This is a genomic window from Agrobacterium sp. InxBP2 (assembly GCF_026191755.1).
GTDB classification, from domain to species: Bacteria; Pseudomonadota; Alphaproteobacteria; order Rhizobiales; family Rhizobiaceae; genus Agrobacterium; species Agrobacterium pusense.
Window position 1 is genome coordinate 341,908 of sequence record NZ_JAINDY010000033.1, and the last position, 26,365, is coordinate 368,272.

Here is a 26,365-nt window from a genome sequence, read left to right on the forward strand (position 1 = left end):
ACATGACCGCTGAAATCCTTTTTGCCAGTCTGCACATTGCGACGCCCGAGCTGATCCTCGCGATCGGCGCGCTTGCGCTGCTCATGATTGGCGTCTTCTCGGGCGACAAGTCGACAACGACGGTCACCGGCCTTGCCGTTGCCCTCCTGCTCGTCGTCGGTCTCTGGATCATCTTTGCCCCCGCATCTGGTGTGGCTTTCGGCGGTGTCTACATCGCCGATGCCTTCGGTAACTTCATGAAGGTGCTGGCGCTGATCGGCTCCATCACCGCCATGATCCTGGCCGTTGGCCAGGGCCGCTTCGAACCGATCGGCCGTTTCGAATATCCGGTGCTGCTGGTTCTCGCGACGCTTGGCATCCTGCTGATGATCTCGGCCAATAACCTGATCTCGCTGTACATGGCGCTGGAACTGCAGTCGCTGGCGCTCTACGTCGTCTGCGCCATCAACCGTGAAAGCCTGCGCTCCACGGAAGCGGGCCTGAAGTATTTCGTGCTCGGTGCGCTTTCTTCCGGCATGCTGCTTTACGGCATGTCGCTAGTCTACGGCTTCACCGGCAATACCGGCTTCACGGAAATTGCCCAGGTTCTGGCCTCGGAAACCCGTTCGCTCGGTCTCGTTTTCGGTCTGGTCTTCGTGCTGGCCGGTCTGGCATTCAAGATTTCCGCCGTGCCGTTCCACATGTGGACGCCGGATGTCTATGAAGGCGCTCCGACCCCGGTTACGGCCTTCCTCTCGGCAGCACCGAAGATCGGCGCCATGGCGATCCTCGTCCGCATCGTCATCGAGGCCTTCCAGCCGGTCTTTGCCGACTGGCAGCAGATCGTCGTCTTCATCTCCATCGCGTCCATGCTGCTCGGTTCCTTCGCCGCAATCGGCCAGAAGAACATCAAGCGCCTGATGGCCTATTCCTCCATCGGTCACATGGGTTATGCGCTGGTCGGCCTTGCTGCTGGCACGCAGGCTGGTGTTGCTGGCGTTATCCTTTATATGGCCGTCTACATGGTCATGACGCTTGGCACCTTCGCCTGCATCCTCGCCATGCGCCGCAAGGAAATCGGCAATGTCGAGAATGTCGAAGATCTCGCCGGTCTTTCGTCTTCCAATCCCTTCATGGCGGTTGTGCTGACGATCCTGATGTTCTCGCTTGCCGGCATTCCGCCGCTCGCCGGCTTCTTCGGCAAGTACTACGTGTTCCTGGCCGCCATCGAAGCGAAGCTTTATCCGCTCGCCATCATCGGTGTGATCGGTTCGGTTGTCGGCGCCTATTATTACATCCGCGTCGTCAAGGTCATGTGGTTTGATGAAGCCAAGGACAAGTTCGAGCGTCCGTCGGGCGAACTCAAAGTGGTTTATGCGCTGTCGGCCTTCTTCACCGTCGCCTTCATCGTCTTCGGCGGTGCACTTGGCAACGCGGTCACTGCTGCGGCGAAGACCTTCTTTTGAGCAGTACACGAAGGAATACGGGCCGGATGTCCATCGACGATATCAGGCACGAGGCGATGGCGGAAACGCCATCGACCAATCTGGAATGTTTCGCCCGGGTGCGGGCGGGCGATGGCGGCAACCTGTGGGTTACCGCCATCCGCCAGACCGGCGGCCGGGGCCGCCGTGGCCGGCCCTGGGTGTCGGAGCCCGGCAATCTCTACGCTTCCCTTCTTCTGATCGATCCTGCGCCGATGGAGCGCATCGGCTCCCTGCCGCTCGCTTTTGCGCTCGCGGTCTATCGCGCCATTCGCGCGGTTTTGCCGCCGGGCGGTGAGGCGCTTGAAATCAAATGGCCAAATGACGTGCTGATCGGCCGCCGCAAGACCTGCGGCATTCTGATGGAAGCCGAGCTTTTGCCTGACGGCCGGCGCGCCATCGTCATCGGCATTGGTATCAATATCGCCCACAAGCCTGACAATCCGCTTTATCCCGTTACGATGCTGTCGGAACATGGTGCGTCTTGCTCGCCCGAGGAACTGTTTGCCCATCTCTTCCGTGAAACGGCCGAGGTCCTGCGCGAATGGGATGAGGGCAGGGGTGTATCCGGTATCATCGCCAGCTGGCGGGCAGCGGCCTGCGGCATTGGCGAACATATCACCGTCAATTTCCCGGATCGTTCGATCGGCGGGCGTTTTGTCGGAATTGATGATAATGGTTATCTGCTGCTGGATGAGGACGAGGGCGCAAGACGCTCCATTGCCGCTGGCGACGTGTTTTTCGGATGAGGTGCACGGTGCGGGTAAAAAAACCGCGCCGAACCGGATCCCATAGGCTGGAGCTTTCCTGCAGCTCATGAAATGCAGGGTGACAAACCGGCTCCGCATCGGCCCGGTCGATCAGATGGTTCAACAGGTCCGATGCTGATAGCAGCGGCATGGCGCGGCATGATGCCGTCCTGCGCGCTTTTTGAATGGATAAGAAAAACAATGGCTCAACAGGACGAACTGGTTTTTGTGCCGCTTGGCGGCGTGGGTGAAATTGGCATGAATCTGGCGCTTTACGGCTACGGGCCGGCGAGCAAGCGCCAGTGGATCATGGTGGATTGCGGCGTGACCTTTGCCGGTCTCGATCTGCCTGGTGTCGATCTCGTGCTGCCCGATATCAGCTATATCGAGGCGCAGAAAAAGAACCTCAAGGGCATCATCATCACCCACGCGCATGAAGACCACTATGGTGCGCTGAACGATCTCTGGCCCGGCCTCAACGTGCCGGTCTATGCGTCTGCCTTCACCGCCGGCATGCTGGAGGCGAAGCGCGCTTATGAGGGCAGCCGCGCGGAAATTCCGATCACGCCGTTCAAGGCGGGTGACCGCATCAATGTTGGCCCCTTCGAAATCGAAGCGGTTGGCGTCAATCACTCCATTCCCGAACCGATGTCGCTGGTCATCCGCACACCGCTCGGTAATGTCATCCATACCGGTGACTGGAAGATCGATGAGGCGCCTTCACTTGGGCCGTTGACGGATGAAGCCCGTTTCCGTGCCATCGGTGAAGAGGGCGTGCTGGCGCTGATGTGCGACAGCACGAACTCCGTGCGGGATGGTGTATCGCCTTCCGAGCATGAGGTTTCGGAAGGTCTGCGCCAGATCATCGAAAATGCCGAAGGCCGCGTGGCCGTTACCACCTTCTCTTCCAATGTCGGGCGTATCCGCTCGATCGCGCAGGCGGCTGAGGCTGCCGGTCGTGAAGTGCTGCTGCTAGGCTCGTCGCTGAAACGTGTCGTCAACGTGTCGCAGGACCTCGGCATTATGGAAGGCATCAAGCCGTTCCTCGCTGAAGATGAATTCGGTTATATCCCGCGTGATCGTGTGGTGCTGATCCTGACGGGTTCGCAGGGGGAACCGCGCGCAGCACTCGCCAAGCTTTCCCGTGATGAGATGCGTAATGTGGCGCTCGCCTCCGGGGATACGGTCGTCTTTTCGTCACGCGCCATCCCCGGCAACGAAAAGGCGATCATCGATATCAAGAACGGCCTGATCGAACAGGGCGTCCACATCGTCACCGACAATGAGGCGCTCGTTCACGTCTCCGGCCATCCGCGCCGTAACGAGCTTCTGAAGATGTATGAATGGACGAAGCCGCAGATCGTCGTGCCTGTGCACGGCGAAGCGGCGCATCTGGTGGCGCAGAAGGAACTGGCCGAACAGGCCGGCATTTCGCAGGTGCCGAAGGTGCGCAACGGCAACGTTCTGCGCCTCGCACCCGGCCCGGCGGAAGTAATCGATGACGTGCCGCATGGCCGCGTCTTCAAGGACGGCAATCTCGTCGGTGACATGGACGAGATGGGCATCAGCAATCGCCGCAAGCTCTCCTTCGCCGGCCACGTCGCCGTCAATGTCGTGCTGGACAGCCGTTACGACTTCCTCGGCGATCCCGATGTCGTGCCTTTCGGCCTGCCGGAATTCGATGATGAGGATGAGGCGATGGAGGACACGCTTTATGACGCCGTGCTCGGCGCCGTCGAGAGCATTCCGCGCGCCCGCCGCAAGGATCTGGAACTGCTGCGTGAAGCCGTGCGCCGCGCAGTACGCGCCGCCGCCAACCAGAGCTGGGGCAAGAAGCCGATCGTGACGGTTTTCGTAACCAAGGTCTGAGCCGGGAGGCAGGAGCTTTCGGGCGATAGTATCATCCGCACTCCGTCACCCCGGACTAGATCCGGGGTCCAGTGCGATCAAGTCCTTGATCGCGCAAAGACTCGTCTCACGGCGCAGACGCGCCGTAGCTGGATGCCGGATCTAGTCCGGCATGACGGAGAAGAGGTCGTCCGCCTTCGTCAGCGCCCTGATGGCACCTGCTCAAAGCGCGGTTCTGGTTGTCCTCCCAAGGCTTTTTGCGCTTCTTGCGGAGAAGTGATTCCGATCTGCAGATGAATGCGTTACAAGAAGCCCATTGCGCAGGAGGATCACATGCCGCTTCTTTCGGCCTTCGCCGTTTATTTCATCGTCTGGTGGACGGTGCTTTTCATCGTGTTGCCGATTGGCCTGCGCACCCAGGATGAAGACGGAGATGTCGCACTGGGCACGGTCGCCAGCGCACCCTCCCGCTTCAAGGGCGGGCGGATCGTTCTGTGGACGACTCTGATCTCGGCGTTGATCTGTGGCCTATGGTATGGCGGAACCTGGTGGTTCGGTGTCAGCCTTGATGATCTGCCGAGAATTATTCCCGTTTTCGACTAAAGACAGCGGGGCGGTATCCGCCCCAGTCGCGTCTTGACGGGTTGGCCCGAGAACGAACCCCGGAACTGCCTAAGCATCGGGCAGTCCGCCATCAATCCGGCCAAACACTGTCATATGGATGTCATATCTATCGTGCACACAGCAGGAGCTTGCTGATCTCGATTCATCGCGGAGCTCTGCGGAATGACGAAGCGAGCGGGGCAATTTGCCAAGGCAAAAAAAAACAAGGCCTTTCAGCCTTGTTTTCCAGTTTTCGCGTGATCTGTAACCGTTACCGGGGCTGCGAACGAGCGCGCCTAAGATCTGATCCTCCCAAGACTGACCGCGAAAATGACAAGAATTTAAACTTCCTGCCTCTTTTGTAAGCTAAAGCTAGCTCAAACCCCCAGCCTTGTCATCTCATTTTTTGCATATTTGTTACAGTCGGCAAAAAATTCCCTGTGGTGCATTTTGTCGCACCCTATCCAGAATAATATTTCGGCCAAAGCGTTTTGACGCGAATTAGCTATCGCGAAAATACAACGAAATGCCCATTAAACGCTCTTTTCATGGCGGGTTTTCATCCGCCCCGGAAACGGCTATATCCGGCGCCAATATCCCTCTATTCGGGGCGATTCCCGCAGCTTCGCGCGCTATCGTCCGCATCAATGGAAGCCGTCATGCGTCTCAGCCGTTATTTCATGCCCATCCTGAAGGAAAACCCCAAGGAAGCGGAAATCGTTTCTCACCGTCTCATGCTGCGCGCCGGCATGATCCGGCAGCAGTCGGCTGGCATTTATTCCTGGCTGCCGCTGGGCAAGCGTGTGCTGGACAAGGTCAACAAGATTATCCGCGAGGAGCAGAACCGCTCCGGCGCCATCGAGCTTCTGATGCCGACCCTGCAGTCCGCGGAACTCTGGCAGGAAAGCGGCCGTTACGACGACTACGGCAAGGAGATGCTGCGCATCAAGGACCGCCAGGATCGTCAGATGCTCTACGGCCCCACCAACGAGGAGATGATCACCGACATCTTCCGCTCCTATGTGAAGTCCTACAAGAACCTGCCGCTGAACCTCTATCATATTCAGTTGAAGTTCCGCGACGAGGTGCGTCCCCGCTTCGGCACGATGCGCTCGCGCGAATTCCTGATGAAGGACGCCTATTCCTTTGACCTGACCAAGGAAGATGCGATCCATTCCTATAACAAGATGTTCGTGGCTTACCTGCGCACGTTCGAACGTCTCGGCCTTCGCGCTATTCCCATGCGTGCCGATACAGGTCCGATCGGCGGCAACCACAGCCATGAATTCATCATTCTCGCTGATACCGGCGAATCCGAAGTCTTCTGCCACAAGAGCTTCCTGGACCGCGCCATTCCCGCCGAAAACACCGATTTCGATGATGTTGCAGCGTTGCAGGGCGTGTTTGACGAATGGACAGCCGATTACGCCGCCACCTCCGAAATGCATGACGAGGCCACCTATGACGCCATTCCCGAGGGCGAGCGCCTTTCGGCACGCGGCATCGAAGTCGGCCACATCTTCTATTTCGGCACCAAATATTCCGAACCGATGGGCGCCAAAGTGCAGGGCAAGGATGGCAAGGAACATCCTGTCCACATGGGTTCCTATGGCATCGGCCCGACACGCCTTGTTCCCGCCATCATTGAAGCATCGCATGACGAGAACGGAATCATCTGGCCGGCTTCGGTCGCTCCTTTCGACGTCGTGATCATCAACATGAAGGCTGGAGATGCGGCCTGCGATGCTGCTTGCGAAAAGCTGTATTATTCGCTCTCCAACGCCGGCAAGGATGTTCTCTACGACGATACGGAAGACCGTGCAGGCCAGAAATTCGCCACTGCCGATCTAATTGGCGTGCCGCTGCAGATCATCGTCGGCCCACGTTCGGTCGCGAATGGCGAAGTCGAAGTCAAGGATCGCAAGACCGGCGAACGGGAAACCGTGACGATCGAGGCGGCGATGAACAGGGTGCTCGGCTAAGCGAGCGGAAACCGGAGCGGCTTCACCAGAAGTCCGCTCCGGTTTCGTCGCACAGCCGCAGAAAGAGGGGCCGGTTTTAGGAAAAGACCGGCCTTGCAGTTTGAGATCAGGGAGACGACATGGCACAAGCCGAAGCTGAAAAAGGTGCGGCTGTTTCCGCCGGGGCAAAGACCGCCCGGCCGTTTTCCGCTTTTGAACGTATGGTGGCCTGGCGTTACCTGCGCTCGCGGCGCAAGGAAGCCTTCATTTCCGTCATTGCCGGTTTTTCCTTTGTCGGCATTATGCTGGGCGTAGCGACGCTCATCATCGTCATGGCAGTCATGAACGGTTTCCGCACGGAACTTATCTCTCGCATTCTTGGCATCAACGGCCACATGATCGTTAATGCGATCGACCAGCCCTTGAATAATTATGATGAACTGGCGAAGAAGTTCGCCGCCGTCCCCGGCGTCACCATGGCGCTGCCGCTGGTAGAAGGCCAGACGCTTGCCTCCGGCCGCGGTGGCGCGGGCTCCGGCGCGCTGGTGCGCGGCGTGCGCCAGGAAGACATCGACAAGGTCAAGGAAGTAGCGACCAACATCAAGACCGGCGATCTCGTTGGCTTTATGGCCGGAGACGGCGTCCTCGTCGGTTCCAGGCTCGCATCGCAACTGGGTGTAACGGCTGGTGACGATATCACCCTCATATCACCGGAAGGTGATGTGACGCCGATGGGTGTCAATCCCCGCGTGAAATCCTACAAGATTTCCGGCGTCTTTGAGATCGGCATGTCCGAATATGACGCCTCTATGATCTACATGCCGCTCTCCGAGGCGCAGCTCTATTTCAATACGGAAGGGCGTGTCGGGTCCATTGAGCTTTATGTCAGCCGCCCGGACGACGTCGATGGCATCCGCCCGCTGGTGGAGCAGGCGGCGGAACGGCAGATCTACATCGTCGACTGGCGGCAGCGGAACCAGACCTTCTTTTCCGCCCTGCAGGTGGAGCGGAACGTGATGTTCATGATCCTGACCCTCATCGTTCTTGTGGCGGCGCTCAACATCATTTCCGGCCTGATCATGCTGGTAAAGGACAAGGGCAGCGATATCGCCATTCTGCGCACCATGGGCGCAAGCTCAGGTGCCGTCATGCGCATCTTTTTCATGACCGGCGCGGCGATCGGCACGGTCGGCACCTTCGCTGGCGTGGCGCTTGGCGTCATCGTCTGCCTCAATGTCGAATCCATCCGCCAGTTCTTCTCCTGGATATCAGGAACGGTGCTGTTTGATCCGCAGCTCTATTTCCTCAGCCAGCTTCCGGCCGAAATGGATGTTGGTGAAACCATCACCGTCGTCATCATGGCCCTGACGCTCTCTTTCCTGGCAACGATCTTCCCGGCCTGGCGTGCTTCCAAGCTCGATCCGGTGCAGGCCCTGCGTTACGAATAAGGACCGCTTCGCAATATGGCAAAAAAAACAGTGCTGCGGCTTACCGGCGTCGAGAGAACCTATGGTCAGGGCGAGACGTCGCTTTCCATTCTGCGCAAGGCGGATTTCCAGTTGAAAAGCGGTGAGATGGTGGCGCTGGTTGCCCCCTCCGGTACCGGCAAATCCACCCTGTTGCATCTCGCCGGGCTTCTCGAACATCCAGACGCCGGCGAAGTCTATATCAACGATGCGCCCTGCAACGGCCTGCCGGATGAGACGCGCACGGCGATCCGCCGCAGCGACATCGGCTTCGTTTATCAGTTCCACCATCTGCTACCCGAGTTTTCGGCAGTTGAGAACGTGATGATGCCGCAGCTCATCGCCGGCCTGTCACAGGCGGAGGCGCGTAAACGCGCGAGTGCGCTTCTGGATTACATGCGGGTGGGGCATCGTGGCGAACACCGTCCGGCCGAGCTCTCCGGGGGTGAACAGCAGCGCGTTGCCATTGCCCGCGCCGTCGCCAATGCACCGCTCCTGCTGCTGGCGGACGAGCCGACCGGCAATCTCGATCCGGAGACCGCCTCTTATGTCTTCGACGCACTGGAGGCGCTGGTTCGCCAGTCTGGCCTCGCAGCGCTGATCGCGACACATAACCACGAGCTCGCCGGCCGGATGGATCGCCGCGTAACGCTCGCCGAGGGTAAGATCGTCGATTTTTGACCTGACCGAGCCTGTCCCGCCATCCACCGACCCCGAACGGCGAGCAAGGCGAGGGATCGGATGCGCCCTCGACGGAGGCTAGCCGCTTGGCTGCCGCGAGCAGGGATTTTCCAAGTTTCATTTTTTGAACCCGGAGGATTTTTTCTTCCGGGTTTTTCGCTTTGGAGTCAGCGGCTTGCGGTCTTCGAAGCGGGAACCGAAAGCGATTCTACCACGTTGGCAAGGAGAACATCAGCAGAACCCTGTTGACAATCGAACGAAATGAGAACAAAGTTGGAACATAACGAGTAAGGAGAGACCAATGACTGATTTCATCCGTGACGTTGCCGCTTTCACCTCCATTGCTGTCTTCGTTGCCAGCTTTTCGGTAATCCTCACCGCGCTGTGAAGAAGATACCGGCGCAGAAGCCTGTATGGACATCGCAAAGCGGTGGACATCAAGCGCCGGAAATCGGAAAATCGCCCCCGTGATTCAGAATGACAGGATGATGATATGGGCGATACGGTTGTGCGGGCAGAAACCTCTGACGAAAACCTGAACACCCCGGGTTTCGTTCATCTTCGGGTTCATTCCGCTTACTCCCTGCTTGAAGGGGCTCTGCCCCTCAAGAAAATCATGTCCAAGGCCGTTTCAGACGGCCAGCCGGCCATTGCCATTACAGATACCAACAACCTCTTCGTCGCGCTGGAGTTTTCCGAAAAGGCGCGGGATGAGGGTTTGCAGCCCATCATCGGCTGCCAGCTGTCGATCGACATGCAGGATGCGGCGGAGGATCGCCGCAACCACAACAGCCACCTTCAGAAACTTCCCGCTATCGTTCTTCTCGCCGCCAATGCCGAAGGGTATGAGCGGCTGGTGGATCTTGTGAGCCGTGCCTATCTTGAGGGCGAGGGGAGTGGCCATTCCGTGCACATTACCCGCGCATGGCTGGAAGAGGACTCAAATGCGGGCCTAATCGCGCTGACCGGCGCTTCCGGCGGCCCGGTGGATATGGCCTTGAGGGAAGGTCATGCCGCCCAGGCGAAGGAACGGCTGCTGACACTGAAGTCACTCTTCGGTGACCGGCTTTATATCGAATTGCAGCGTCAGTCCGGGTATGACCGTTCGCATGAGCGGCGTATGATCGGCCTCGCTTATGACCATGATATTCCGCTGGTTGCCACAAACGAGGCGTTCTTCCCGTCAAAGGCCGACTACGAAGCGCATGACGCGTTGATGGCGGTGGCGCATAATGCCATTGTTTCGGACGACAGCCGCTTTCGCCTGACGCCCGACCATTACCTCAAAAGTCGGGAGGAAATGACGGCGTTGTTTGCAGACCTGCCGGAGGCGCTGGACAATACCGTCGAGATTGCGTTGCGCTGTTCTTATGTGCTGAAGAAGCGCGGGCCTATCCTGCCACGTTTCACCGGCGCCAGCGATGATCCTGAGGCGGCGGAACGCGCCGAAGCGGAAGAGCTTCGGCGTCAGGCAGTGGAGGGGCTGGATCAGCGCCTTGCCGCGCTCGGTATGGCGCCCGGTTATACGGAACAGGATTATCGCGAGCGGCTCGATTTCGAACTCGGCGTCATCTCGCGCATGAAGTTCCCCGGTTATTTCCTGATCGTTGCCGACTTCATCAAATGGGCCAAGCAGCACGATATCCCGGTCGGACCGGGCCGTGGTTCGGGCGCGGGTTCGCTCGTCGCTTACGCGCTGACGATTACCGATGTCGATCCGCTGCGTTTCTCACTGCTGTTCGAACGCTTCCTTAATCCTGAACGCGTGTCGATGCCCGACTTCGACATCGATTTCTGCCAGGATCGTCGCGAAGAAGTGATCCGCTACGTTCAGGCCAAATACGGCCGCGAGCAGGTGGCGCAGATCATCACCTTCGGTTCGCTCCAGGCGCGCGCGGCCCTGCGCGACGTCGGCCGCGTGCTGGAAATGCCCTACGGGCAGGTGGACAAGATCTGCAAGCTGGTGCCCAACAACCCGGCCAACCCGACGCCGCTTTCGAAGGCGATCGAGGAGGAGCCGCGCCTGCAGGAAGAAGCGGACAGGGAGCCTGTTGTCGCCCGCCTGCTGGATATCGCCCAGAAGATCGAGGGGCTTTATCGCCACGCCTCAACCCATGCTGCCGGTATCGTCATCGGCGACCGCCCGCTGTCGAAGCTGGTGCCGATGTATCGCGATCCGCGGTCCGATATGCCGGTCACCCAGTTCAACATGAAGTGGGTTGAAAGCGCCGGCCTTGTCAAATTCGACTTTCTTGGCCTGAAAACGCTGACGGTGCTGAAGGTGGCCGTCGATTTTGTCGCCAAGCGCGGCATCAAGGTGGATCTCGCCGCCATCCCGCTCGATGACGCCAAGACGTATGAAATGCTGTCGCGCGGTGAGACCATCGGCGTGTTCCAGGTGGAAAGTGCCGGCATGCGCAAGGCGCTGATCGGCATGCGGCCGGACTGCATTGAGGACATTATCGCTCTGGTGGCGCTATATCGTCCCGGCCCGATGGAGAACATCCCCGTTTATAACGCCCGCAAACATGGCGAAGAAGAGCTGGAATCGATCCACCCGACCATCGACCATCTGCTGAAGGAAACACAGGGCGTTATCGTTTATCAGGAACAGGTGATGCAGATCGCCCAGGTTCTGTCGGGTTATTCGCTTGGCGAAGCCGATCTTCTGCGCCGCGCCATGGGTAAGAAGATCAAGGAGGAAATGGACAAGCAGCGCGAGCGCTTCGTTGATGGCGCCATCAAGAACGGTGTCTCGAAACCGCAGGCCGACACCATCTTCGATCTCCTCGCAAAATTTGCCAATTACGGCTTCAACAAGAGCCATGCCGCGGCCTATGCCATCGTCTCCTACCAGACGGCCTATATGAAGGCGCATTATCCGGTGGAGTTCCTGGCGGCCTCCATGACGCTCGATATGGCCAATACGGAAAAGCTCAACGATTTCCGTCAGGACGCCGGTCGTCTCGGCATTGAAATCGTCGCGCCGTCCGTCCAGACCTCGTTCCGCCAGTTCGAAACGGGCGAGAACCGCATTTATTATTCGTTGGCTGCCATCAAGGGGGTTGGCGAAGGAGCGGTCGAACATATCGTCGCGATCCGCGGCGACAAGCCGTTCACGAGCCTCGAGGATTTCTGCCTGCGCATCGACCCCAAGCAGATCAACCGTCGTGTGCTCGAGAGTCTCATCAATGCCGGTGCTTTCGATTGTTTCGGCCGCGACCGCGCAGAGTTGATCGGCGGGCTGGACCGTATCATCGGTTATGCCCAGATGGCGCAGAACAACCGCACCATCGGCCAGTCGGACATGTTCGGCTCGGGCGGCGGCAATGGCCCGGAAAAGCTGGTGCTTCCTGCCTTCCAGCCCTGGCTTGCCTCGGAAAAGCTGCTGCGCGAATATCAGGTTCTCGGCTTCTACCTCACGGCCCACCCGCTGGATACCTATCGCCCCGTACTGGAAAAATTGCGCGTGCAGAATTTCGCCGATTTTTCCGCTGCTGTGAAACAGGGAGCGACTGCCGGGCGTCTTGCCGGCACCGTTACCGGCAAACAGGAGCGAAAGACGCGCACCGGCAACAAGATGGGTATCGTCACCTTCTCGGATGCTTCAGGGCAATATGAGGCGGTGTTGTTTTCCGAAGGTCTCGGCCAGTACCGCGACCTGCTTGAGGTCGGCAAGTCGTTGGTGATCACGGTGCAGGCGGAAGAGCGCCCTGAAGGTATCGGTCTGCGCATCCAGACGGCGCAGTCGCTGGAAGAAAAATCCGTGCAGATGCAGAAGGCACTGCGTGTTTATGTGCGTGATTCCGGCCCGCTGAAAACGGTTGCCCGCCACCTCAACACCAGGGGTGACGGCTCGGTCTATTTCATCGTTATCAAGGATGAGGGTAGCCGCGAGATCGAGGTGGAACTGACGGAGAAATACCGTATCTCGCCTGAAATAGCCGCTGCTCTTCGGTCAGCCCCCGGTGTCGTTGATGTGGAACTGGTGTGAGGCGCAGCGCCTTCGCGCCTCGCTCAGACCGGCCCTTCCTTCGTCACGGTGATGAAGTCCGTTCCCGTTCCTGTCTCCATTTGGTGACTGAGGTCGGAAACGGTGATGGAGCTTCCACTTGAAAGTTCCTGCTCAATCCGGGCGCGTATGTCCTGCGGAATGTCGAGACGGCTGAGCACGGCACTCAACTGGTCGAAACCGCCGGGCGCTTCGGTAACGGTGATGCCGAGCCGCTTGCGGGCAGCGGCTGGCAGATGATTGTCGAGCGTTACGCCGTTCCATTCCGCGGTTCCGGCAGCGCGATCCACGGACACCGCCTCGAAAAAATGGGTTCCGAGCGCGACTTCCGGGTCCTTGATGTCGATGGCGGCCTCAAAAAGCGGCTTGAAGTCCTGCCGCACCATGATCTGCCCGGTTGGCGGGTGGTCTTCACCGGCGGAGGCATAAAGCGCCGCCACGAAAGCGTCGGTCAGAAGGGGCCCTGACGTTTTCAGCCCCTTCCACCGCTTGAAACCGTTGATGGCGCTGATTGTCATCTCCCCGGCATAACCGTCGGCCGAACCGGCATCGAAGCCGAGACGGGTAAGCACGGTCTGAATATCCATTACCCTTTCCCGCTCGCCACGCCTTGTGATGAGAATGCGCAGCGGTGAAGGCTCTCTCGCCTTCGCCGTCGATTTGATCGCCTGGGTTTTTTCATTGACGGCGACTTCGACCGCGCCCAGAGCCGCATCGAAGCTCGCGGGCCGCAACTCTACATCCGACAGAAGCAGCTTGCCGTCATCTGCGTCGTCACGCGGCGAAAACAGCGCCGGATGTTGCACAAAGCGCAGCGAGACCGGGCGGTCGGTGATGATGACATGCACCCCTGTACGCGTATCACCGAAGAGTGACTTCGCGAATTTGGAAGGCAGGCGCACACAGCCGTGGGAAGCCGGATAGTTCGGCACCTTGCCCTCGTGCAGCGCGATGCCGGACCAGGTCAGTCGCTGCATGAACGGCATGGGGGCGGCCGAATAGATATTCGACTCGTGGTATTTCCGCTTCTCTAGAATGGAGAATATGCCGCTCGGTGTCTCATGCCCGGCCTTGCCGGTCGAGACTTTGGAGGTGGCGATGATTTCACCATTTTCATAAAGCGCGAGCGACTGGTCACTTTTCGATACAAGTATCTGGAGGGACCTGCTGTCAGCGGCGAGCGCCGGAAAGGCGAGAATGCTGGCCGACAGCATGCCGGCCATAAGACGGAGGCGAAGGGACATGACGCAATACACCACATGCACAAAACTTCCCTCACTCAACCACGCTAAGTTTAATGAAGTTTAAGGGCGGCGCTGCCGCGCTATCACTAATTTGTGTAAAATCTAAAATAAATAGTTCGGGAGATCGATGCGCCGATATGTCGGCCGAAGGGCTTAACGGGTTCGGTTATTTCCGCGAGCCAAACGTATAGCCGGTCTCGACGCTGCCCTTGCCGAACCTGTCGCGCAGCTTGTCCATTGCCGCTTCCGCCGCGGCCCGGCGCCCCGCCTGTCTGTCGACGAGATCGGGAGGATCGGCAAGGCCGGCATCGCGCAGATCGCTGACACCGATGCCGAGGAGGCGAAATCTCGTGCCGTCGGTTTCCTTTTCGAGCAATGAGAGGCCGGTGCGGAAAATTCGGTCGGCTAGCTGCGTGGGGTCGTCTAGCTTGCGATTACGGGTGCGAATCCTGAAGTCGGCCGTCTTCATTTTCAAGACAACCGTATGGCCGGCAATGCCATTTTTCTTGAGCCTCCAGGCGACTTTTTCCGAGAGCGACCGCAGGATCGGCACAAGGTCCTCATGGCGGGAAATATCGTTGAAGAAGGTGGTTTCGGAGGAGACGCTTTTGGCAGGGTCGTTATTGTGCACATGCCGCTCGTCAATGCCGCGCGACAGCCGGAAGAGCCGCTGGCCCATCACGCCATAACGGCGCATCAGCTCGCTTTCCTGCATCTCCTGCAGCTGTGCGATCATGCGGATGCCGTCGGCCTCCAGCGTCGCCGCGAAGGCCTTGCCCACGCCCCAGATGGTCGTGACCGGCCGCGCCGCAAGAAACGACAGCGCTTCCGCTTCGCCAATCACGGAAAAGCCGCGGGGCTTTTGCAGGTCGGACGCGACCTTGGCGAGAAATTTACAGTAGGAAAGCCCGGCTGAAACCGTCACCCCCACTTCCTTTTCCACGCGCCGGACAAATTTCGCCAGCACGCGCGCCGGTGGATCGTGATGCAGCTTCTCGGTGCCTGAAAGATCGAGAAACGCCTCGTCTATGGAAAGCGGCTGCACCAGCGGCGTCAACTCCTGCATCATCGCCCTGATTTCGCGCCCGACACGACTGTATTTCTCCATGTCAGGTTTGATGACCACGGCGTCGGGACAGGCTTCCAGCGCCTTGAACATGGGCATGGCGGAGCGCACGCCCTGAATACGGGCAATATAACAGGCAGTGGAAACCACCCCGCGCTTGCCGCCGCCAATGATGACAGGTTTATCGGCCAGTTCCGGATTATCCCGCTTTTCAACGGAGGCATAAAAGGCATCGCAATCGATATGGGCGATGCTCAGACCGTAGAGTTCGGCGTGATAGACAAGCCGCGGGCTTCCGCAGGCACGGCAACGTCTAAGCCCCTCTGGCTGGCCGACCAGACAGTCGCGGCAAAAACCGGGATCATAAGGATGCGACGTGGACATGGGCCGAAAACAAAACCAGAACGTCGCCGACCATACTCCGGTTGTAACAACGGCTCAAGGGCTCTCCCCTTAATACACACCCGAATCCAGCCCGGGTCCGGAAAAGTGGTGCCAGGCCGCAGCCACCGTTTCGGGCGACGTGTCAGTTGCGGCGCAGAACGCCATGAGATCGGGTTCGTGGCTCATCAGGAAATCGGTGAGTCCCGCCAGAAAACCTGGATCGCTGACGGCCTGGCGCAGCATATTGGCCTGTAATCCGCTCAACGCCAGAAAGCGTCCCAGCATTTCCGGCTCGTTTGCCAGCCAGCCAAGTATGGCGGCCGCCGTTTCTTGCGGATCCTGGCTGGCATTGCCTTTGTTTTTTGTATCGCGCAGCATTTCTCACCTGAAGTTACCTATTTTGAAACCAAATCCCTCTAGCCTTGCGCAACAAATGGACGATGGAATCGGTTCTCAGCCAACTTATATGTCTGGGTGAAGGTTTCAAAGCGAAACGGGGACTGCTCACCATGCCCAAGCAGGTCATGATAGTCGAAGACAACGAGCTGAACATGAAGCTCTTTCGCGACCTGATCGAGGCGTCTGGCTATACGACGATCCAGACACGCAACGGCATGGAAGCGCTCGATCTCGCCCGCAAGCACCGGCCGGATCTGATCCTCATGGATATCCAGCTGCCGGAGGTTTCGGGGCTGGAGGTGACGAAGTGGCTGAAGGAAGATGACGAGCTCCATGTCATTCCGGTCATCGCGGTCACCGCTTTCGCCATGAAGGGAGACGAGGAGCGCATTCGCCAGGGTGGATGCGAGGCCTATGTGTCGAAGCCGATTTCCGTCCCGAAGTTCATTGAAGTCATCAAGACTTATCTGGGCGATGCGTGAGGCGACTGGGGAACGGTTATGACGGCGAGAGTTCTGGTTGTTGACGATATTCCGGCCAATGTGAAGCTTCTCGAGGCCCGGCTGGTGGCGGAGTATTTCGATGTCGTTACCGCCGAGGATGGCTTCAAGGCGCTTGCCATCTGCGATAAAGAGCAGGTCGATATCATCCTCCTCGATATCATGATGCCGGGGATGGATGGTTTCGAAGTCTGCGAAAGGCTGAAAGCCAATCCGGATACGGCGCATATCCCCGTTGTGATGGTCACGGCGCTGGATCAGCCCTCGGATCGCGTGCGGGGTCTGAAGGCTGGCGCCGATGATTTCCTGACCAAGCCGGTTAATGACCTGCAGTTGATCGCCCGCGTCAAAAGCCTGGTGCGCCTGAAGGCCGTTAGCGACGAATTGCGCGTGCGCGCCGAAGCGGCCCGTCAGATTGGCATCGAAGAGATGCTGCGCAGCGATGGGCTGATGCAGACGCCGGGCCGGATTCTGGTTGCGGATGGCCGCGCCAGCTCGCAGGAGCGCATCGTTCGGGCGCTGAAGCCGGTCGCAGAGGTGGATGCCGTCACGGAGCCGCAGGCGGCCCTGCTCAAGGCGACAGGCAATCCCTTCGAGCTTGTCATCGTCAATTCGAATTTCGAAGATTACGATCCGCTGAGACTGTGCTCGCAGCTTCGCTCGCTGGAGCGGACCCGTTTCCTTCCGTTGCTCCTCGTGGCGGAGCAGGGGGCCGACGACATGGTGGCGCGCGCGCTGGATCTCGGCGTCAACGATTACATCCTTCGTCCGATCGATCCCAACGAACTCGTTGCCCGATCGCTGACGCAGATCAGGCGCAAACGCTACAATGAACATCTGCGGCTCAATCTCCAGCACACCATGGAGCTCGCCATCGTTGACGGCCTGACCGGCCTCAACAATCGTCGTTATCTCGACAATCATCTCAAGATACTCTTCGACCGCGCCGCTGTCCGCGGCCGCCCGATCTCCATCTGCATGACCGATATAGACCGCTTCAAGCTGGTCAATGATACCTATGGTCATGATGTGGGTGACGAAGTCCTGCGGGAATTTGCGGCACGCATCCGCAGCACGGTCCGCGGCGCCGATCTCGCCTGCCGCTACGGCGGCGAGGAATTTGTCGTCGTCATGCCGGACACGCCGATAGAGCTTGCTGCGAGCGTTGCCGAACGCCTGCGGACGATCGTGGAAGACAAGCCTTTCTACGTCCGTTCCATCGATCGTGAACTGAGCATCACGGCATCGCTCGGCATAGCATCCGGCAGCGGCGCCTTTGGAACGCCGGACGAACTGCTGAGGCAGGCTGACAGGGCGCTTTACGAGGCTAAACACGCCGGCCGAAACCGCGTCGTATCGGCGGCCGCCTGAACGGCTTTACGAAGTAGCGGTGCGGGAGAATTGCACCGCCGTCCAAAATAATTTCGGACGTCTCAAGAAAACGGCAGAGGAAAGTCCGGTCTTTAGAAGCCAAGTCCCTGACTTCGCCTGTATTTTAACTTCATGCAATGAAAAGGCGAAATCGCGCGAGGCAACTAGATTTCAAGTTGAAAAATATATTGAATTCAATCTCGTGAAAAACTATAGTGTGCCAGCGTTGTATATTTAACCATGTTTTTCAGGTGACTTGTCGCTGGCTTAAGAATTTGTTGATTTTTATTTTACTTCTGCGCACACTCCTTATTGAGAGTAACAGTTCTTCCGGCGGTTCTTCCGTCTTTTGATGATGGAATGAGAGCGGCGTGTGCCGCTGCGGTTTCGCTTGTCAGGGGCTGGTTTTGCGTAGTTTGAATGCCCCATGATGCTCAGGTCCGCCGCATCTCCTGAATCGTGGGGTCGGTCGGCTGACGATGTTCGATTCGGTTCCTCGTGCCGTAACGCATCGTTGGCCGGCCGCCTTATTCCCTGCTTGATGCGTTGGAGCATCGCTCGCTTTGAAAAGATCGGCGGCATTCCCAACGCCGTGAAGTCGACACGCCGTCGCTTTCTCTTACAATCACGTTCCGCATCGTCGGGGTAGCCGTCGCGTTTTCCGTTGCCCCGCCGGGCAATCGGACGGCCTGTGGCCGCTGACGGGGGCAGTGGTATCAAACCTGCAACATATGTTGTCGCCGGCGCGGCGGAGAGAATCAGGTGGGGCAGCCGGCCAGGCGTGAAGCCGTGTCGACAGGGCGTTCTGCTGAGCGAATGGCCTGTATCCGCATAAACAAAAAACGCGCCCGTGGGGGCGCGCTTTTGCCGGAACACCGATCAAGAAATTACTTGATCTTGGTTTCCTTGAATTCGACGTGCTTGCGTACAACCGGGTCGTACTTCGTCTTCGTCATCTTGTCCGTGAACGTACGGCTGTTCTTGGTGGTGACGTAGAAGGTACCGGTGTCGGCTGTCGACAGCAGCTTGATCTTGATTGTTGTAGCTTTCGCCATGGTCGTCCTGCCTTTAAACAAAAGAGAAGCCGCAGGCGCTTCTCACCTCGGCTAAATCTGGCGCGAAACTACGTATCGCGCCTGAAAAGTCAAGCCTGTTTTGCCCGGAAAACAAAACGGACGGCATAAAGGACCACGTAGAGCCCGAAAAATACCGCCAGCGACCAGGCGAAGCCGTCGGTTCCGGCGACGTCCATGGAAATGCCCACGGCCTGCGGACCCGCGATCGTACCAATGGCATAACAGAAGATGAAGGCGGCATTTGCGGCCACCAGGTCGGCACCCTTCAGACGCGACCCGAGATGGGTGAGGCCGACCGTATACATGCCGGAAACGAGGCCGCCCCAGAACAGCAGCAGTGCCGCCACCAGGATCCAGCTTTCCACCAGGAACGGCAGGGCCAGCGTGCCGCAGACACCGGCAAGGGCCATCAGGCCCAGCATCGTCCGCCGGTCTTTCATCCTGTCAGAAAGCAGGCCGATCGGTATCTGGAAGACCATGTTGCCAATGCCCATCACGGTAAGGAGAAGGGCCGCCTGCGATTCGTTGAAGCCTTCTCTGGTGGCATAGATCGGAAACAGCGAAAGGCCGCCTGCCTGTACCGAGCCGAAGACGAAAGCGGCGGCTGATGCCATCGGCACCAGCCAGACATAACGGACGAAATGGTGGTTGGGCCGCTCGTCCAGTTCCGGACTCTCACCGCGCGCCATGAAGATGGGAATTGCCGCGAGCAATATGATTGCCGCCCCGACGAGGAAAGGCAGGATGCCTTCGCTGCCAACCGCCGAAAACAGAAGCGGACCAACGGCAAAACCGACCGCAAGGCCGGTGGCGTAGATGCCGAGAACCATACCGCGCTTCTTCGGCGGCGCCGTCATGTTGATCCAGTATTCGGAGAGGATGAAGAGCGTGGTGGTTGCGCCATGGAAGACGATTCGCAGCGGAAACCACATCCAGAAAGCATCGGCGAAATAAAAGCCGAGCGCGCTCAGCGCGGAGATGAAAACCGCAAACAACATGGTGCGGGCCACGCCAAAATCATGGGCGATCTTGGTGGTCACCGGGGCCGCCATCATGGCCGCGACGCCGGCCATGGCCGAGTTCACCCCGATCATGGTGGAGGAGATGCCGCGTTTCTCAAGGATGATCGACAGGAGCGGCAGGCCAAGGCCGATGGCGACGCCGACCGCACTGATGGCGGAAATGGCGGCGATCAGTGAGGGCCAGTGAATGGCATCCGCTTCTTCGCATTTCATTTGTGACATGACGGCCTTTATACAAAGTCTCGAATGAACCGGCCGTGGCGCGTGACATAAAGCCGCGCGGGGCTTTCATAGGGCAGTGAGGGATCACCTATCATGAAATTTGTGACATCTTCGAGAACCGTACGCGTGATTTTCGGCATGTTCAGACCGGAAAGGTCTGTCATGTCAAGCCATTGCACGTTGTGAAGCTCTTCGGAATCCCGGGTTAGCCGGATATCCAGCCGCAATTCGTCGGCGTAACAGCAAAAGAATCGCGTGTCGTAACGCCTGACATTGCCGGGCGGTGTGATGGCGCGCGCCACATAGCGGAAACAGGAGAGGTCCGGACCTTCAGTGGCCGGCCCAAGCTCGACCCCGGTTTCCTCCACAAGTTCGCGCGCGGCGGCAAGCGCCAGCGCCCTTGCCCCGGCGGCGCTCAGGCGCCGCGAAGCCGACGCCGTTAGGCTGTCAAGGACAGCGGGGTGCAGATCGCCGGAAAAGGGCAGCGCATGGTCGCGCGGATCGCGTTTGCCGCCTGGAAAGACATAAGTGCCGGGCATGAAGACGTGGGCGCTGCTGCGCTGGCCCATCAGCACCCGTGTCGTCGGGCCGGATCGGTCGAATAGAATGAGGGAGGCGGCATCGCGCGGCCGCAATGGGGCGCTTGCCGCTTCCGCCTTGGTGGAATGCCGGGGCATGTACAAGACCCGCGCGCGTCAGTGCGAGGAGCCGTCTATCTGTATCTGCGGTTTTTTCCCGTCGAAGCCATGCATGCGCAGCGCCCATTGCAGACCGATGACGCCGCCCTTGATGGGCTGCAGCGTCAGAAGCGCTGCCAGAATTGTGATCGGCACCCAGATGGCGAAATGAGCCCACATGGGAATGTTTAGAACCATGTCCGTCATCATGAAGCCGCCGACCGCGATGTGGCCGATGATGACGATGGAGATATAGGGCGGCAGGTCGTCCGATCGATGATGGTGCATTTCCTCGCCGCAGGCCGCGCAGGCGTCCACCGGCTTCAGCCAGGCGCGGAAGAGGCGGCCGCTGCCACAGGCCGGGCAGCGATTGGCCATGCCGCGCATGATGGACCGGCCAAGCGGCCGCTCGGCGCTATCGTCTCCGAAGGTAACTGTCTCCGAGCCCTGATGTGCACTCATCCTTAAGTCCTTCCCGTCCGTTCAACCGCTGAGGCGGCTTTGTTATCGTCGCCTTCTAGGCGGCCGTGTTCCGGGCTTGGCGGCAGCCCGTGCTGTCCGCCGTCCGGCCTTGTGGAACGAGCGCACGCCCACCGGCATCTTCCGCCCGGGACTCAGCATATCGAATCTGAGCGCACCCGCCAGCGGCACCGCTTCCGCGAGCCTTACCTGCACCGTGTCGCCAAGCTGATAACCAAGACCGGTCTTTTCCCCCGTGAGAGCCTGATGGGCTTCGTCATACAGGAAATAATCCGTTCCGAGTGTAGATATAGGAACGAAACCATCAGCGCCAAACTGCGGAAGCGCGACAAATAGTCCCGCCTTGGTGACACCGCCGACCCGGCCCTCGAATTCCTCGCCGACCCGCTCGGAAAGATGATGGGCGATCAGGCGGTTGACGGTGTCGCGCTCGGCCGCCATAGCGCGGCGCTCGAAGGTCGAGATTTCAGCGGCGATATCGTCGAGTGTCGCTTCTTCCTGTGGCGTGATACCGCCTTCACCGAGCCCCAGAGAGCCCACCAGCGCGCGATGCACGATGAGGTCGGCATACCGGCGGATCGGCGAGGTGAAATGGGCATATTTCATGAGGTTCAGGCCGAAATGGCCGATATTTTCGGGGCTGTAAATAGCCTGGCTCTGGCTGCGCAGCACCATCTCGTTGACCATGATCTGGTGCGGCGTGTCGAGGGCGCGTGCCAGAATGCCGTTGAAGGAATTGGCGCGCATGGCCGCACCCTTGGCCATGGAGATGCCGATGGTGCCGAGAAATTCGCGCAGCACCTCCTGCTTGGAAAGCGTGGGCGCATCGTGGACACGGTAAACCAGCGGCTGTTTCTTTTTTTCCAGCGTCTCGGCGGCGGCGACATTTGCCTGGATCATCATTTCTTCGATCAGCTTGTGCGCATCTAGACGTTCGGGAATGACCACGGAGTCGACGGTGCCGTCAGGGCGAAGCTTGATCTTCCGCTCGGGCATGTCGAGTTCCAGCGGCTGGCGCCGGTCACGGCCTCGCTTCATAACCTCATAGGCGTGCCACAGGGGCTTGAGGATCGGCTCCAGCAGCGGTCCGGTCTTGTCGTCGGGCTTGCCGTCGATCGCCGCCTGTGCCTGCTGGTAGGAGAGCTTGGCGGCGCTCTTCATCATGATCCGATGGAAGGTGTGGCCAGCCTTGCGGCCTTCCTTCGAGAAGGTCATCCGCACCGCAAGGGCAGGGCGGTCGACCCCTTCCTTCAGCGAGCAGAGATCGTTGGAAATACGCTCCGGCAGCATCGGTACGACGCGATCCGGGAAATAAACGGAGTTGCCGCGTTTCAGCGCCTCGCGGTCCAGTGGCGAACCCGACCGAACATACCAGGAGACATCGGCAATGGCGACGGTGACGATGACACCATCGGGATTGTCGGGCGATGTGTCCGGTTCGGCATAGACCGCATCGTCATGATCCTTGGCATCGGCCGGATCGATCGTGATGAGCGGCAGGTCGCGCCAGTCCTCGCGGTGGGACATCGTCGCTGCCTTGGCCGCATCCGCTTCGGCAAGAACATTCTGCGGGAATATATGCGGGATGCCGTGGGCGTGGATTGCGATCATGGAGATCGCCTTTTCCGAGGCCACGGAGCCGATGACCGAGAGAACCTTGGCACGCGTCAGGCCGTAACGACCGCTGTTGCGCGAGGTTTCGACCTCGATCAGATCGCCATCCTTGGCATCGCCGACGCCATCAGGATCGATGACCATTTCCTCGCCGCGGCGATCGATTGGCATCAGCCGTCCGCCGCCGCCAGGCGTCTCCTTGAACACGCCGAGCAGTGCATTCTGGCGGCGGTCGATCAGCTTGACGACGCGGGCAGTGTAGGCGGGACCGGTGCTTTCCTTCGAGGGGAAGATTTTCGCGAGAATACGGTCGCCGAGACCGGCGGCCGGGGCCTTCTTGCCACGGTCCTGCGAGGACTGGCGGATCAGCACGGCCGGCGCTGCGCCCAAATCCTCAGGCCATTCCGCCGGGCGGCCGATCAGCTCGCCGTCCTTGTCGCGGGTCGTGATGTCGATAACCGTCACAGGCGGCAGGCCGCCCGGTCGCGTCAGCGACTTGCGGCTCTTGTGCACCATGCCGTCGACTTCAAGTTCCTTCAGCAGCGCCTTGAGGACAACGCGGTTTTCACCCTTCAGCCCGAAAGCCTTGGCAATTTCGCGTTTGGAGGCCTGTTGCGGATGATCTGCGATGAATTTCAGCAGCACTTCACGCGAAGGCACCTCGCCGTGGATGATGCCTTCACCTTCGCTCACCCGCTTGCCGCGCCCGGTGCGTCCGAAACCGTCGCTGGCGGAACCCTGTCTCTGACGCGGCGCTTTGCTCACTCTGCTGCCTTCTTGGGTTTGGCCGCTGCCTTCGGCTTGGCGGCCGTCTTGCTCTTTGTCGCCGCCTTGGCCTTGGTCGCCTTCGGCTTTGCAGCGGCGTCACCATCGGCCTTCTTGGCGGTTGTTTTCTTGGCCTTGGCGGGCTTGCCGCCGGTGCCGGTCTTGGCAATGCGCTCGGCGATCAACACGAGCGCCTCGTCCAGCGTCACGGATGCCGGATCCTGCCCCTTGGGAATGGTGGCGTTGACCTTGCCCCAGTTCACATAGGCGCCGTAGCGCCCGTCACGAACGGTGATCGGGCCGCCATCAGGGTGGTCGCCCAACTCCTTGAGAGCAGCGGGCGTGCCGCTGCGGCCGCGTCCCGGACCCTTGCTCTGCTTTTCGGCAATCACGGTCACGGCGCGGTTGAGGCCGATCGAGAAGACGTCCTCGATACTCTCCAGGTTCGCATAGGAACCATCATGCAGCAGGAAAGGTCCGTAACGGCCGAGACCAGCCGAGATCATCTTGCCGGTTTCCGGGTGCTTGCCGATATCGCGCGGCAGGTTGATGAGGGCCAACGCCTTTTCGTGATCGATATCCTCAGGCTTCCAGCCCTTCGGCAGCGAGGAGCGCTTGGCTTCCTTGCCGTCACCGCGCTGGATATAGGGCCCGAAACGGCCGGAGCGAAGCGTCAGCTCCTCGCCGGTCATGGGATCAGCGCCCAGCGCCTTCGGCTCGTTGAGAGCAGCGGCTTCGGCTTCCGCGCCATCGGAGGTCAGCTGGCGGGTATAGTTGCACTCAGGGTAGTTCGAGCAACCCACAAAGGCACCGTATTTGCCGAGCTTCAGCGACAGATTGCCGGTGCCGCAAACCTGACAGATGCGCGGATCGGAACCATCCTCGCGCTTCGGGAACACCAGCGGCGCCAGAACCTCGTTCAGCGCATCCAGCACGTTGGTGACGCGCAGTTCCTTGGTATCTTCGATCTGCGCGAAGAAATCCTTCCAGAAATCGCGAAGAACCTGCTTCCAGTCCAGTTCGCCGGCGGAAATGCGGTCGAGCTTTTCTTCAAGGGCGGCGGTGAAATCATACTCGACGTATTTGGTGAAGAAGCTTTCGAGGAAAGCCGTCACCAGTCGGCCACGCGAATGCGGCACCAGCTTGCGCTTGTCGATGACGATATATTCGCGGTCGCTCAGCGTCTTCAGCGTCGCCGCATAGGTGGAAGGACGGCCGATGCCGAGTTCTTCCATCTTCTTGATCAGGGACGCTTCCGAATAACGCGGCGGCGGCTCGGTGAAGTGCTGGCTGGCATTGATCTTCTGCTTGGCGAGGTTCTCGCGCTCATTGATCGGCGGCAGACGGCCTTCGTCGTCACCATCGTCGCTCTGCTCGCCATCTTCCTTCTGGTCGGTATAAGCGGCGATAAAGCCGTCGAAGCGGATGACGGAGCCAACGGCGCGCAGGCCAGCCTTCTCGCCGCCGTTGCTGGCGAGAATTTCAACCGTTGTGCGCTCGATTTCGGCTGACGCCATCTGGCTCGCAATACCGCGTTTCCAGATCAGCTCGTAAAGGCGCAGCTGGTCGGCATCGAGGTAACGCTTCACCTGATCCGGTGTGCGGTTGAAATCGGTCGGGCGGATCGCCTCGTGCGCTTCCTGCGCATTTTTGGCCTTGGTAGAGTAGAAACGCGCTTTTTCCGGCACGTAACGGCCACCGAACTGCTCGCCAATAGCCTTGCGGGCGGCATCTATGGCTTCAGGGGCCATCTGCACGCCGTCGGTACGCATATAGGTGATCAGACCGACGGTCTCGCCGCCGATATCGATGCCTTCATAAAGCTTCTGCGCCACCTGCATGGTGCGCGAGGCGCCGAAGCCCATCCGCGAAGAAGCCGCCTGCTGCAGCGTCGAGGTCGTAAAGGGAGGGCTGGGATTGCGTTTGACGGGTTTCGCCTCGACGCTATCCACCACATAGGTCGCGCCTTCGAGCAGCGCTTTCAGCCGGTTCGCATCGTCGCCGGTCTTGATGGCGCGGTTCTGCAATCGCTTGCCATCGGCCGAAACCAGCCTAGCCTCGAACTCGTCACCGCGCGGTGTCTTCAAAAGTGCGCTGATGTTCCAGTATTCTTCGGAAACGAAACGCTCGATTTCGGATTCGCGATCGCAGACGAGACGCAGCGCCACGGACTGCACCCGGCCGGCCGAACGCGCACCCGGCAGCTTGCGCCACAGAACCGGAGAGAGGTTGAAGCCGACGAGATAGTCGAGCGCTCGGCGGGCGAGATAGGCGTCCACCAGCGGCACATCGATGTCGCGCGGGTTCGCCATCGCGTCCAGCACCGCTTTCTTGGTGATGGCGTTGAAGACGACGCGCTTCACCGGCTTGTCGCCGAGAACCCGCTTCTTCTTCAAAAGATCGAGAACATGCCAGGAAATGGCTTCCCCTTCGCGATCCGGGTCGGTTGCCAGAAAGAGGCCGTCGGAGGATTTTACCGCATCGGCAATATCTTTCATGCGCTTGGCGGACGCGCTATCGACCTCCCAGGACATTTCGAAATCCTGGTCGGGCAGCACCGATCCGTCCTTGGCAGGAAGGTCTCTGACGTGGCCAAAGGATGCAAGAACCTTATAGCCCGAGCCAAGATACTTATTGATCGTCTTGGCTTTGGCAGGAGATTCTACGACGACGACATTCATATTGTTCTTCTCTGGAACTGGTCCGTTAACGTGGCCCCGGTTGCAGCCTATTGCCGCAATTGGCCTTCTTTATAATTCGAC

At 59.4% G+C, this 26,365-nt stretch carries 19 protein-coding genes; 10 read left to right on the forward strand and 9 right to left on the reverse strand.

Annotated features, from left to right (window positions below; translation table 11 throughout):
* Nucleotides 1-2 precede the first annotated feature (2 nt).
* From nuoN to dnaE, 8 genes are all read left to right on the forward strand, one after another.
* Nucleotides 3-1,445 (forward strand): NADH-quinone oxidoreductase subunit NuoN, encoded by a 1,443-nt coding sequence (gene nuoN / locus K7A42_RS19585; RefSeq protein WP_022556035.1) that lies wholly within the window; start codon nt 3-5, stop codon nt 1,443-1,445.
* A gap of 26 nt (nt 1,446-1,471) precedes the next feature.
* Nucleotides 1,472-2,212, forward strand: coding sequence for a biotin--[acetyl-CoA-carboxylase] ligase (locus K7A42_RS19590; protein WP_282455730.1), 741 nt, complete (start codon nt 1,472-1,474; stop codon nt 2,210-2,212).
* A 201-nt stretch (nt 2,213-2,413) separates the two neighbouring features.
* Nucleotides 2,414-4,081, forward strand: coding sequence for a ribonuclease J (locus tag K7A42_RS19595; RefSeq protein ID WP_035207842.1), 1,668 nt, complete (start codon nt 2,414-2,416; stop codon nt 4,079-4,081).
* Between the two features lie 276 nt (nt 4,082-4,357).
* Nucleotides 4,358-4,663: a DUF1467 family protein gene (locus K7A42_RS19600; protein ID WP_006697998.1), complete on the forward strand. Its 306-nt coding sequence runs from the start codon at nt 4,358-4,360 to the stop codon at nt 4,661-4,663.
* Nucleotides 4,664-5,322: 659 nt separating this feature from the next.
* Complete coding sequence (proS, locus tag K7A42_RS19605) at nt 5,323-6,645, forward strand: proline--tRNA ligase (protein ID WP_282455731.1); 1,323 nt, start codon at nt 5,323-5,325, stop codon at nt 6,643-6,645.
* A gap of 119 nt (nt 6,646-6,764) precedes the next feature.
* Nucleotides 6,765-8,072: a lipoprotein-releasing ABC transporter permease subunit gene (locus K7A42_RS19610; RefSeq protein WP_037089082.1), complete on the forward strand. Its 1,308-nt coding sequence runs from the start codon at nt 6,765-6,767 to the stop codon at nt 8,070-8,072.
* 15 nt (nt 8,073-8,087) lie between these two features.
* The gene (locus tag K7A42_RS19615) at nt 8,088-8,771 is read left to right on the forward strand and encodes an ABC transporter ATP-binding protein (protein ID WP_004441345.1); all 684 of its coding nucleotides are present in this window, start codon (nt 8,088-8,090) and stop codon (nt 8,769-8,771) included.
* 493 nt (nt 8,772-9,264) lie between these two features.
* A complete protein-coding gene (gene dnaE, locus K7A42_RS19620) occupies nt 9,265-12,765 on the forward strand; it encodes a DNA polymerase III subunit alpha (RefSeq protein WP_022556040.1) in 3,501 nt (1,166 codons plus the stop codon).
* A gap of 23 nt (nt 12,766-12,788) precedes the next feature.
* On the opposite strand, the gene K7A42_RS19625 is transcribed toward dnaE, so the two are convergent.
* From K7A42_RS19625 to K7A42_RS19635, 3 genes are all read right to left on the reverse strand, one after another.
* A complete protein-coding gene (locus K7A42_RS19625) occupies nt 12,789-14,027 on the reverse strand; it encodes a L,D-transpeptidase family protein (protein ID WP_045534075.1) in 1,239 nt (412 codons plus the stop codon).
* 166 nt (nt 14,028-14,193) lie between these two features.
* Nucleotides 14,194-15,477: a DNA polymerase IV gene (locus K7A42_RS19630; protein WP_072494310.1), complete on the reverse strand. Its 1,284-nt coding sequence runs from the start codon at nt 15,475-15,477 to the stop codon at nt 14,194-14,196.
* Between the two features lie 69 nt (nt 15,478-15,546).
* On the reverse strand, nt 15,547-15,855 hold the full coding sequence (locus K7A42_RS19635; protein WP_004441355.1) for a DUF3572 domain-containing protein: 309 nt from the start codon (nt 15,853-15,855) through the stop codon (nt 15,547-15,549).
* Between the two features lie 131 nt (nt 15,856-15,986).
* Here K7A42_RS19635 and K7A42_RS19640 point away from each other — a divergent pair, with 131 nt between their 5' ends.
* On the forward strand, nt 15,987-16,358 hold the full coding sequence (locus tag K7A42_RS19640) for a response regulator (protein WP_003521498.1): 372 nt from the start codon (nt 15,987-15,989) through the stop codon (nt 16,356-16,358).
* A gap of 18 nt (nt 16,359-16,376) precedes the next feature.
* Nucleotides 16,377-17,747 carry a PleD family two-component system response regulator gene (locus K7A42_RS19645; RefSeq protein WP_004441356.1) on the forward strand — a complete coding sequence of 457 codons (1,371 nt, stop codon included), beginning with the start codon at nt 16,377-16,379 and terminating at the stop codon, nt 17,745-17,747.
* A gap of 887 nt (nt 17,748-18,634) precedes the next feature.
* Here the strand turns inward: K7A42_RS19645 and rpmG are convergent.
* From rpmG to topA, 6 genes are all read right to left on the reverse strand, one after another.
* Nucleotides 18,635-18,802, reverse strand: a complete 168-nt coding sequence (gene rpmG / locus K7A42_RS19650; RefSeq protein WP_003496403.1) for a 50S ribosomal protein L33 — start codon at nt 18,800-18,802, stop codon at nt 18,635-18,637.
* An 89-nt stretch (nt 18,803-18,891) separates the two neighbouring features.
* Nucleotides 18,892-20,058 (reverse strand): MFS transporter, encoded by a 1,167-nt coding sequence (locus tag K7A42_RS19655; RefSeq protein ID WP_006698003.1) that lies wholly within the window; start codon nt 20,056-20,058, stop codon nt 18,892-18,894.
* Between the two features lie 17 nt (nt 20,059-20,075).
* Nucleotides 20,076-20,744, reverse strand: coding sequence for an NUDIX hydrolase (locus K7A42_RS19660; protein ID WP_004441364.1), 669 nt, complete (start codon nt 20,742-20,744; stop codon nt 20,076-20,078).
* A gap of 18 nt (nt 20,745-20,762) precedes the next feature.
* A complete protein-coding gene (locus K7A42_RS19665; RefSeq protein WP_004441365.1) occupies nt 20,763-21,206 on the reverse strand; it encodes a DUF983 domain-containing protein in 444 nt (147 codons plus the stop codon).
* Between the two features lie 42 nt (nt 21,207-21,248).
* Nucleotides 21,249-23,603, reverse strand: a complete 2,355-nt coding sequence (rnr, locus tag K7A42_RS19670; protein ID WP_282455732.1) for a ribonuclease R — start codon at nt 23,601-23,603, stop codon at nt 21,249-21,251.
* On the reverse strand, nt 23,600-26,284 hold the full coding sequence (gene topA / locus K7A42_RS19675) for a type I DNA topoisomerase (RefSeq protein WP_034495748.1): 2,685 nt from the start codon (nt 26,282-26,284) through the stop codon (nt 23,600-23,602). The genes rnr and topA overlap by 4 nt, the downstream gene beginning before the upstream one ends.
* Nucleotides 26,285-26,365: the final 81 nt, after the last annotated feature.